Source organism: Pseudomonas sp. MB-090624, from assembly GCF_003205245.1.
Taxonomy (GTDB): Bacteria; Pseudomonadota; Gammaproteobacteria; order Pseudomonadales; family Pseudomonadaceae; genus Aquipseudomonas; species Aquipseudomonas juntendi.
Genome location: NZ_QJRK01000087.1, coordinates 1 through 11,086, shown reverse-complemented (window position 1 = coordinate 11,086; position 11,086 = coordinate 1). Strand labels below are relative to the sequence as shown.

The following is an 11,086-nucleotide window of genomic DNA, read 5'->3' as shown; positions in this document are numbered from 1 at the left end:
GTGGTTATTGGGGCGGGTACTGGGGTGGCCCCATGTACAACGAAACCCGCAGCGTCGATTACAAGGTGGCCACCATTCAGGTCGACCTTTTCGATGGCCGTGACGGCAAGCTAGTCTGGCGCGGCAGTGCCGAGCAGATCATGAACAACTACCCACCGGGCCCTGAAGAGCGTAACAGCGCCATTCGAAACACCGTGGCCAAGGTGCTGGGCAATTACCCGCCGGGTAGCCGGAAATAACCTTCAAAAGCAGCCAGGGGCTCAAGCGCAGCCCCGGTGACAGCTACGACAAAATCCGTTCCGACCACGCCTTTTTCGGTTGCAAGGCCTACTCGTGCGCACGTTCCGGTCTATCTTCAGTCAAGGAAACCTGACTGACCGGGTAGAAGTGTTCAACTTTTAGGAAGGGCGACCTGCCAATGCAAAGCATTGTTCTGCTGCTGTGGCTTGCCTTGTGCTCCGAACAGGATGTGCGTCAACGCCAGATCTCCAACCTGCTCACCCTGGGTGTGGCCAGCTGTGCCCTGCTCTGGCTGTTCGCCACTGGCCATAGCTGGATGGGGGCCGATGCCAGCGATGCCGGATGGGCGCTGGCCATCGTCATGCTGTTGACCCTGCCCGGCTATATGTACGGCCACTTCGGCGCCGATGATGTCAAGCTGATGGGCGCCCTGGCCCTGGCCAGCGGCACGCAATACGTGCTTGGCACGTTCATTGGCGCTGGGGTCAGCGTGCTGGTCTGGCTGCTGGCCCGTCGGCGTCTATGGCTGCTGCTCAACCCCAAGATCAAGAAGCGCCTGCAAGCCCTGACCGAAGAAATGGGCGACAAGCAGGCGTTCGTCCCCTATGTGCTCACCGGCTTTCTGCTGACAGCCGTATGGATCCAATAGCGATGCCTGTGGTCGGACAATGTGTACAGGGTTTGTACAGAATCGCCGTGTGCGACTACTTTTTACATTGCCAGAGCGTCTGGCCCGGGAGCAGGGCCGTATACGAACAGGGAGTTGATCGTGTCCAGACCAGTGAGTGAAGTGAAGGTATTGGTGGTCGACGACCAACCGGTCATTGTCGAGCAGCTATGTGAATACCTTGAAACCGCGGGTTACACCTGCATACCCGCCTATTCCACCGACGAAGCCATAGAGCGGTATACGTCGGACCCCGCAGTCGGCCTCATCATCTGCGACCTCGACATGCCCGAGCGGGACGGCATCGAGCTGGTGCGTGCCTTGAAGGAGATCGACGGCAGCCAACGCATGTTCGAGGCCATCATGCTGACCGGCCGGGGGGAAAAACAGGACGTGATCCGCGCCCTGCGCGCAGGTTTTGCCGACTATTACCAGAAACCCATGGACCTTGAGGAACTGCTCGAAGGTGTGCGCCAGCAGGAGCAGGCCTTACTCGAGCGCCAGCGCAACCTCCGCAACCTGGGCGGCTTGAACCAGCGTTTGCAAGACTTGGCCGAGTCTGTGGACGAGCTTTATCAGGAGCTGGAGAAAGCCCGCGGCCAAGGCGCCCACCGGCGTGCCACGGATGCTGAAGAAAGCGAGAGCGAGCTACCCGCAGCGTTCGAGAAACTGTCGCCCCGCCAGTTGGAGGTCGCGCGGCTGGTGAGCAAGGGCAAGACCAATTACCAGATTGCCTGTGAACTGGGGATCACCGAGAACACCGTCAAACTGTACGTGTCGCAGGTGCTGCGGTTGACCCATATGCATAACCGTACTCAATTGGCGCTGGCGCTGACGCCCAGCTCATCGCCAGTGCATCAACGCTTCACTACCCACTGACCGGCGGCCTGCTGTATCCGGGGCGTATTTCCGCCCCACATTGCCGTCGGGCACCTACTCACTGACCTGAAACGCCACCCGGGCAGTCTCACCGCTTTCATCCAGGGCGCTGAGTTCGGCCTGGCCAACCTGGGGCAAACGCAGCAGCAGGCTGTCCTGCCCCTGGGTCTCCCCCAGCGGCTGGCCATTGAGGAACCACCAACGCCGGCCGCCGCCACCCAGGGCCGAAACATGCAACTGCAAAGGCTCGCTGCTGGTGGCCGGCCGGCGCAGATTGTCGCCCGGGCGCACCCCCACGATCGACAGCGGTGGTGCGCTGGCCGGTACCTGTGGCGGGCAGTTTGGGTCGATGGCCGGCAACCGTGCGGCACGCCGCTCCATCCGCGGTAGCCAAGGCTCCAGCGGTGCCGGCCACAGGGCAATATCACGGGCCGTGGCACCTTGGCAACTCCCATCCACACGCAAGCCATGCGGGTTGACCCACACCGTCTCGCGCAAGCCCAGGCCCAGCGGCTGGTCGGCGGCCTGCAAGGTTGGCGGCGTGGTGCCGTCCAAGGTCCAGGCAAACCGCTGGCGCCGGCAGTTACTGTCCTGCCTGGCCATGGGCTGGCCAAGCGGCCAACAGATCGCGGCCACGCCGACACTGGCGGGCACCGGCAAGATTGGCACGCTGATACCCCGCTGGCTGTCGCGATTGCTCAACAGGTCGTGCACCTGCAACATCAGGGGGGCGGCCGATGCCAGGCCAAACTGCCCGGCGACCGGCGTACCGTCTGGGCGACCGATCCACACACCAATCAGGTAGCGCGGGCCCACGCCAATCGACCAGGCATCGCGAAAGCCATAGCTGGTGCCGGTCTTCCAGGCCAGTTGCGGGCGCTGCACCAGTTCGGCATGCGGGTCGCGGTCGGGGCGTGCCTGGCCGCTGAGAATACGCCGCACGATCCACGCTGCACCCGGCGACAACAGACGCCGCTCGACCAGCGGGTCCTGCGGCTGCAGGCGGACCTGCGCGCTGTTGCCGCCCCGGGCAAACGCGGCGTAGCCGCCAACCAGGTCTTCCAGTCGGCTGCCGGCGCCGCCCAGGACCAGCGACAGGTTGGGCTCTGCCAAAGGCGGCAGTGCCAGTGGCATACCCGCCATCCGCAGTTGCGCGGCAAAGCGCTTGGGGCCGTAGGCTTCCAGCAGCTGCACTGCCGGCAGGTTCAGCGACAGCGCCAACGCCGAGCTGGCCGACACCGGGCCGCTGAAACCCATGGAGAAATTGCCGGGCCGGTAGTCGCCGTAGCGTCGCGGTACATCCTGCAGCAGCGATTCGGAATGGATCAGGCCGTCGTCCAATGCCATGCCGTACAGGAAAGGCTTGAGCGTAGAGCCGGGCGAGCGCAGCGAACGCACCATGTCGACATGGCCAAAGCGGCGCTCGTCGGTCAGGTCGATCGACCCCAGGTAGGCACGCACGGCCATGGTCTGTGCTTCGACCACCAGAATGGCGGCAGAGGTGCGCTCTGGCAGGCGTGCGCGCCAGCCCAGCAGCAAGTCTTCGAGGCGCCGTTGCAAGGCCGCATCGAGCGTGGTGCGGATCAGCGGTGGGCTGTTGGCGCTGTTCAAGCGCCGCGCCAGCAATGGCGCCAGCGCTGGCTCTTGCCGTGGGGCCAGCACCAGCGGTTCTTCGGCCGCTTCACGAATTTGCCGTGCCGGCCACACCTGATACTCCGCCAGGCGCTGCAGTACCTTGTCGCGTGCGCGCTGTGCCCGCTCGGGGTGGCGGTCGGGGCGCAGGCGACTGGGTGCCTGCGGCAACACCGCCAGCAACGCGGCTTCGGCCGGGGTCAGGTGCCGCGGCGACTTGCCCAGGTAGGCCCAACTGGCTGCGGCCACCCCCTGCAAGGTACCGCCGAACGGCGCGCGGTTCAGGTAGATTTGCAGGATCTCGCGCTTGGACAGGTGCCATTCCAGTTGCAACGTGCGCCACAGCTGGCGCAGTTTGCCAGCCAGGGTGCGGTCGTGCGGGTCGAGCAGGCGGGCCACCTGCATCGACAGCGTGCTGCCGCCCGACACCACTCGCCCACCGCGCAGGTTCAGCCAGGCAGCACGGGCCAGCGCCAGCGGGTTGACCCCGGGGTGGTGATAGAACCAGCGGTCTTCGTAGGTCAACAACGCCTGCAGATACAGCGGTGAAACCTCATCAGGGCTGACCGGGTAACGCCACACGCCATCAGTATCGGCAAACCGCCATAACGGTGTGCCATCCTCGGCCAGCACTACCCGCGCCAGGTCGTCACCCGGCATGGGCAGGGGCCAGATGCGGTCTGCCAGCCACAACAGGCCAGCCAGCAACAGCAGGCCGAGCAGCACGGCGCGCAACAACCTGCCCGCACGGCTGCGTGGCCGCGCTAAGCTTGGCATCGGGAACCGACCTGGCCAGGTAATGGCCAAAGGCTTTGGGACGGCAAACTCGCCGGCTCGTTCATCAGGAAGCAACTATGCATGTAGAAGGTTTTTTCGAGTGGCTGGGCCAGGCACTGGGATCGTTGATTCGCTTCATCGTCGACGCATTGAGCGGGCTGTTCAACCTGCTGGCCAATGCCGGTGGCAATTTCATCGACGGCCTGGCGCGCACCTTGGGCATGGACACCTCGCTGGTCAGCATCCTGGCCCTGATCATTGGCCTGATGCTGCTGTACTCGGCCATCCGCGCATTCATGCGTGCGTCGATCATCCTTGGGATCATCTGGCTGGTGCTGGGGTTGTGGGTAATGAGCTGGGTCATCCACTGAGCCTTCCCGGGGGCCGCCCGGGAAGCCGCACGGCGGCCCGATCGCCAGCAAGCCGGCTGCCACGGTGACCGCAGCGGCATCGAAGCCAGGTGCAGCACCTGGCTTGCCAGCATGAGGCCGGTAACAGCAGCACAAGCCTAGCGGGCTTTTACCGTCATCTCGCCTTGCCCATCACCCACCGCCTGCAGGTTCGGCCGATACATCGACTCAACCTGCGGCGGCGGTACGCGGTAGGTGCCCGGGGTCACCGCCCGCGCCAGGTACAACAGGTGCGTGGTGCCATAACCGTCGAGCTTGAGCGCCGCCACATAGCGGTCATCACGGTACTCCTGATGCACCACGCTGGCGTTCTGCATCGATTCGCGCCATTCCTTCACCGCACTGCTGGCGTTGTCCAGGCTGGCGGCACTTTGCGCCAGGTTCTGGTTCTCCAGCTCCAGGCCAGCCGGCAGCAGGTCCACTACCAGCGCATCGGGCACGCGGTCCTGGGCCTTGAGCGCCAGGTGCACCAGGACCAGATCGCCACTGCGCAGGTTGTGCAGGTCCAGTGGCTGGCCATTCATGCCCAGGTATTCGCGGCGGATCTGCATGCCGTTACCGCCGGCGGCAGGCGCCTGGCGCGGGTAGCCAGACAATGTCAGTTGCTGGTAGAGGGTCGCGCTGCCTTCATTCTGCACGCTCAGCGGCGAGGCCAGCAGCGGGCCCTCCAGCTTCATGCCAGACTCGGCGTTGTTCAATTCGCGCACTTCGCCGGCACTGTCCAGGCGCGCCTGCCACTGGCCCTCGGGCTTGCCCAGCAGGCCACGGCCGGCGAGGAACAAGGCATTACGCTCCTGGGTCGACAGCCAGCGGTTGGCCGCCAGTTCATCCGACAGGGCAAACAGACGCTGGTCGACCTGGTTGGTGGCCAGGTTGCTTTCCTGCAGCAGCGCCAGGATCAGCGCCTGATCACGCAGCGGGCTGCCATAGTCAGCCATCCACCCCTTGCTGCGGCTGATGCCAAGCCCGGCTTGCAGGGCTTGCTGGGCACGCGGTTTGTCGCCCATCTTGTCCAGTGCCACCGCCAGTTGCACCAGCGGCAGCCCAGAGCGGGCATCGGCCCGGCGCTCGAACAAACCACGCAACGCGCCCAGCGGCGCTTGCTGGCTGCGCGCGAGCACCAGCGCGGCATAGGCCTGCACGGCGAAGCGGGTATGTTCGGCGTTTTCGCTGTAGTCGACCTCGATCAGGTTGCGCTCCTGCAGGTAGCGCAGCAGGCGCTCGCTGGCCTTCTTCAGCGCTTCGGCCGGTACCCCATAACCTTGGTCGCGGGCCCGCAGGAGGAAGTCGGTGACATAGGCGGTCAGCCAGTATTCCTCCTCGCTGTCCGAACTCCACAAGCCAAAGCTGCCGTTGTAGCGCTGCATGCCCAGCAGGTGCTCGATGCCCATCTCGATCTTGCGCTTGCGCACATCTGCCGGCTCACCCTTGATGCCCAGGCGTTTGAGGCTTTGGGCATCGGCATACAGCGACGGGTAAAGGCCGCTGGTGGTCTGTTCCAGGCAACCGTACGGGTACGCCTCCAGCGCGCGGATCTGTTCGGCCAGGTTGAGCGGTGGCCGGCTCGACAAGGCCAGGCTGGCCTCCAGGCCCGCCGGTTCGAAGGCGGCCAGGTCTGCTTCGGGCAGCGTCCATGGCTGGTCCTTCAAGGCCACGCGGTAGTGCTTGAGCATCGCCGGGTAGGCAGGGCGCACGCCCAGCGCCCACTCGCGCTCGAAGGCGGTGCTTGGCTCGTTGGGCAGTTGCAACCCGGTGACACGCACCCGGACCTTGCCCTGCCCCAGGCCGCCCTGGGCCTGCACTGGAATCAGCAGCGTCGAGCGCTGGCCTTCGGCCAGGGCCACGGTGTGCAAGGCATTGGCGGCCAGGCTCAGTTGCCCTTCGCTGCTGACTTCAACCTGCAACTGCTGGGCCCGGCCCGACAAGTTGGCCAAATCCAGGGCCAGGTTGGTGCGGTCGCCGCCCCCGAGGAAACGCGGTGCCGACAGCTCGGCGATCAGCGGCGCAGCGACTACCGTCTTGCCTTCGGCCATGCCGAAGTGGTCGTCGGTCCAGGCTTGGGCCATCAGGCGCAGTTCACCATTGAAGTCGGGGATATCGACCGTTACCTGGCCCTGGCCGTTGTCATCCAGGGTAACCGGCACGCTTTGCTGGGCGACGATGGTCACCGTGGTGTTGGGGCGCTTGCCCCCCTTGGCCATGGCCGCGTCACCGCCGAATGCCAGGCTGGCCAGGCGGCCTTGCCCGGCCTCGATCAACTGGCCGTAGATGTCCAGTTGGTCGGCACCGTAGGCCTTGCGCCCGAACAGGCTGGCGAACGGGTCGGGTGTCTTGAAGTCGGTGATATTGAGGATACCTACGTCCACTGCCGACACCAGCACATGCACTTGCCGCGGCACACTACCGTCGGCGTTGGCGGCCTTGACGTTCACCGTCAGCGGCTGTTTGGGGCGCATTTTCTCGGGGGCTTGCAGGCTCACCGCCAGCTTGCGGCCGGCGCGGTCCAGCGGCAGGTGCAGCACACCGACCGAACGCTTGGGCGTGGCATTGGCCTTGCGCTCGCCAGGGCGGATTACCAGCGCACTGATGTACAGGTCGTGGCGGGCCCAGGCCTTGTCCAGTTGCACGTCGAACGTCTTGCCCTCGGCGGGCACGTCGATTTCCTGCCACCACAGCGGGCCGTCACTGGACTCGATCATCAGGTAACCGCTGCCCGCAGCCGGCGGGGTCACGGTGACTTTGGCCGTGGCGCCATCAGCATAGGCCGGCTTGTCCAGCGCCAGTTTGACCTGGTCGGGGCGCACGGCACCGCCTTCGGCGTTGTCCTGGGCACGGTAACCGGCCCAGAAGCGCTCGCTGGACACCAGGCCGGTCTGCGGGTCTTCCACCTCGACCCGGTAAGGGCCCCATTCCACCTGGAAGCTCAGCTTGGCCGTGGAGCCGGCCTTGACGCTGACCGTCTCTTCGCTCTGGGTCAGGAACTTCTCGTTGTAGGCATAGCTCCAGCCATCGCTTTGCGAGTAGTTCCAGTAGTAATCACGGCGCTCACGCACCAGGCGCACCTTGAGGTCGTTGGCCGCCAGCTTGTTGCCGTCGTGGTCGGCCACCAGTACCTCGAACTCCACCGGCCCGTCGCTATCGGTTTCCTCACCGTCAAACAGGCCGCGCAAGCCTGGCAGGCGCTCGCCCGGCCAGATCGGCTGTTCCAGGCGCCGGGTGATCGGCCGGCCGCCGGACTCCTGCAAGCTGGCCTGCACGGTCAGTTGCAACGGCGAGCGCGCTTCGGCCCAGCGGCTTTCGATATCGACCACGGCCTTGCCCGCCTGGTCGAGGGTGACTTCATCCAGCTCCAGGTCCTGGTTCAGTTCGGTTTCGGTGACCGAGCCGAACTGGTAACCCGGCAACGCCGGCACCGCCTCGCGCAAGGGGCGCACGTAGGCTTGGCCACTCAGGCGGTTGCCGGCCGCCGGAGCGCCGTACAGGTAACGGCCAGTGACCTGGATACGCGCGTTTTCATCCGGTGACAGTGGCTGGCTGCTGCCCTTGAGCTCCAGCGCAAGGCGCTCGGGCAGGAAGTCTTCAACCAGGAATTCATAGACCTGCTGGCGCCCACCGCCGAGGTCGAGCAACAGCTGCCAGCGACCGGTCGGGGCCTCGCTGGCCAGCTGCAACTGGTACTGGAACAGGCCATTGGCATCGGCCTCCCAGACGAACTTGCGGCTGACCTGTTCATCCGGGCGGCGCACTTCCACGTTCACCGGTTGGGCCTTGACGGGCTTGCCGTCCTGGTCACGCAGCAGGCCGTTGAGCAGCACCGTTTCGCCTGGGCGATACAGGTCGCGCGGGCCGAAGATGAACAACTGCAAGGGGTTGGCCTGGGGCCCGGTGATGTCGAACTCGGCGAGGTCCAGCGCGGCAGTGTTCAAGCGCAGCAGCGTGGTGTGCACACCCTGGGTGGCGATCAGGGTGTCGGCCTTGGGCGTGATCGGCAACTGGGCGTGGCCCTTGCCATCGGTGGCGGCCTGGGCCAGCAGCTTGCCCTTGTCGTCATGGATTTCCAGGTTGACGCCGCTCATGGCCTTGCCGCCTTCCAACGCCTGGGCGAATACGTCCAGGCGGTCACGGTAGCGGTGCGCGGAAACACCAATGTCGCTGAGGGTGAACAGGGTGGCCGGCTGTGAGTAATCGTAAGTGCCGGAGGCACGCATCACCGCCAGGTACACACCAGGCGCCTGCAGCGGCTTGATGCCAGCGATGGGCAGCAGCACGGTCTCGCGCGTGTTGCGTGCCGGGTTCAGGTCGAAGCGGCCACTGTAGACCAGTTCGGCCATGTCCAGGGTTTCCTTGGACTGGTAGTAGTACAGGCTGCTGTTGCGCCCCCAGCTGGCCAGGAAGTTCGAGAGCATCTCCGGCTTGACCCGGAAGAACTCGACATCGACCTTGTCGACGTTCAGGGCGATGACCGGCAGGCCCTCTGCCAGGCGTGTGGGCAGCAGCGAACCGCGGCTGGCGAAGCCGATGGTCGGCTGCATGTCGCGGGTTTCCAGGCGGGTCACCGACTCACTGGCCAGTTGCTCGCCGTTCACCGCCAGCAGGCCTTTGTCCACGGTCAGCACCAGCTTGCGCTGGGGTTCGAGGTGGCGCAGGCGCAGCTCCATCTGGTTGTCGGAGAGCTCCCAGGCGCCATCGAGCTTGCCTTTGACGGTATCGACCAGGTGCACTTTGGTGGCGAAGTCCTGCTTGGCATCCAGCGGGGCAGAGAAGCTGATCGACAGCGTCGCGGCGCCGTCGAGCTGCACTTCGGAAACGTCGAGCACAGTCAGCTCGCGGCCCGCATAGCGCTTGGCGAGCACGGCAGGGTCTTCGCGTTTGGCAGCGGGGGCCTCGGCGGGCGCGGTGGCTGCCGGCTTCTCGGCCGGCGCCGGTTTGTCCGGCGTGGAAGAGTCACAGGCACTGAGCAAGGCCAGCGCGCAGGCCAGCAACAATCCTTTGTTGAACATGGAGTAGGAACTCTTTGGCAGCGGGTACTTGAGGGCCGCAATTATAGCTGGCCGGAATCATGTTCGCGCGGTTTGCTTGCCTGGCCGTTACACTGTGCCCATTCAGAATAGCCCACAAAGGCCTGCGTACGCCGATCGATGTGGGAGCGGCCTTGTGTCGCGATTGGGCTGCGCAGCAGCCCCAGATTCCCAAGGACCGCAATGACTGCACTGACCGCCGACTGGCGCCACCGCCCCACCCACCTCAAGGTCTGGGCGCTGGCCGCGCCGATGATCCTGTCCAACATCTCCGTGCCCTTGGTAGCCCTGGTCGACAGCACTGTCATCGGCCACCTGCCCCACGCCCACCAGTTGGGCGCAGTGGCCGTGGGCGCCACGTTGTTCACGTTCATGGTCGGCCTCATGGGCTTCCTGCGCATGGGGTCCACTGGTTTCGCCGCCCAGGCCGCCGGGCGGCGCGACGGCGCGGCGTTGCGCCAGGTGCTGGTTCAAGGGCTGCTGCTGGCGGTCGGCTTTGCCCTGTTGATTGGCCTGCTGGCCATTCCCTTCAGCCAGTTGGCCCTGCATGCGATGCAACCCAGCGACGCGTTGCAGCAAGCCACCGAAGACTTCTTCCACACCCGCCTGCTCGGGCTGCCTGCAGCGCTGGCCAGCTATGCCTTGGTCGGCTGGTTCCTTGGCACGCAGAACGCCCGCGCGCCGCTGGCGATCCTGCTGACGACCAACCTGCTGAACATCGCGCTGAACCTGTGGTTCGTACTGGGCCTGGACTGGGGTGTGCTGGGTTCAGCGCGGGCCTCGGTGATTGCCGAGTGGAGTGCCGCCCTGCTCGGCCTGGCCCTGACCCGCCCGGCGCTGCGCGCCTACCCAGGGCAGGTCGCATGGGCAGCACTGAAGCACTGGCAGGCCTGGCGACCGCTGCTGGCCGTGAACCGCGACATTTTCCTGCGCAGCCTGGCGCTGCAGTTGGTGTTCCTGCTGATCACCCTGCAAGGCGCACGCCTGGGCGAGGCGACCGTAGCGGCCAATGCATTGCTGCTCAATGGCCTGCTGCTGACCGCCTATGCGCTGGATGGGCTGGCGCATGCGGTGGAGGCACTGTGCGGCCACGCCATCGGTGCCGGTGATCGCCTCACCTTGCGCCGCTCCCTGGTGGTGGCCTGCGGTTGGTCACTGATCACCAGTCTCGGGTTTGCCGGGATGTTCCTGCTGGGTGGGCACCTGTTCATCGATCTGCAGACCGACATCGACAGCGTCCGCGCAGCCGCTTACCCGTACTTGCCTTACCTGGCGTTGCTGCCATTGATTGCGGTGTGGAGTTACTTGCTGGACGGTTTGTTCATCGGCGCCACCCGCGCGCGGGAGATGCGCAATGCGATGCTGGTTTCGGTGCTGATTGCGCTGCCGGTGGCGGTGGCCATGAGCGGGTTTGGCAACCATGGCCTGTGGTTGGCGTTTCTCGGGTTCATGGGGTTGCGGGC

7 protein-coding genes are annotated in these 11,086 nt (G+C 65.4%); 5 read left to right on the top strand and 2 right to left on the bottom strand.

What is annotated here, in order from left to right; translation table 11 throughout:
• The 3 genes from DMX12_RS28380 to DMX12_RS28370 all read left to right on the top strand — a co-directional run.
• On the top strand, positions 1-239 hold a 239-nt coding region (locus DMX12_RS28380), incomplete at its 5' end, for a DUF4136 domain-containing protein (protein ID WP_146226881.1).
• A 179-nt stretch (positions 240-418) separates the two neighbouring features.
• Positions 419-889, top strand: coding sequence for a prepilin peptidase (locus DMX12_RS28375; RefSeq protein ID WP_009685779.1), 471 nt, complete (start codon positions 419-421; stop codon positions 887-889).
• A gap of 120 nt (positions 890-1,009) precedes the next feature.
• The gene (locus tag DMX12_RS28370) at positions 1,010-1,786 is read left to right on the top strand and encodes a response regulator transcription factor (RefSeq protein WP_110680050.1); all 777 of its coding nucleotides are present in this window, start codon (positions 1,010-1,012) and stop codon (positions 1,784-1,786) included.
• Between the two features lie 54 nt (positions 1,787-1,840).
• On the opposite strand, the gene pbpC is transcribed toward DMX12_RS28370, so the two are convergent.
• Entirely contained in the window at positions 1,841-4,195 is a 2,355-nt protein-coding gene (pbpC, locus tag DMX12_RS28365) for a peptidoglycan glycosyltransferase PbpC (RefSeq protein WP_110680049.1), read from the bottom strand.
• Positions 4,196-4,272: 77 nt separating this feature from the next.
• Here pbpC and DMX12_RS28360 point away from each other — a divergent pair, with 77 nt between their 5' ends.
• A complete protein-coding gene (locus tag DMX12_RS28360) occupies positions 4,273-4,566 on the top strand; it encodes a hypothetical protein (protein WP_009685776.1) in 294 nt (97 codons plus the stop codon).
• A 137-nt stretch (positions 4,567-4,703) separates the two neighbouring features.
• Here DMX12_RS28360 and DMX12_RS28355 read toward each other — a convergent pair whose 3' ends face one another.
• Positions 4,704-9,605, bottom strand: coding sequence for an alpha-2-macroglobulin (locus DMX12_RS28355; protein WP_110680048.1), 4,902 nt, complete (start codon positions 9,603-9,605; stop codon positions 4,704-4,706).
• Positions 9,606-9,806: 201 nt separating this feature from the next.
• Here DMX12_RS28355 and DMX12_RS28350 point away from each other — a divergent pair.
• Positions 9,807-11,086 (top strand): MATE family efflux transporter (locus DMX12_RS28350; protein ID WP_110680047.1); only part of this gene is annotated, 1,280 nt, incomplete at its 3' end.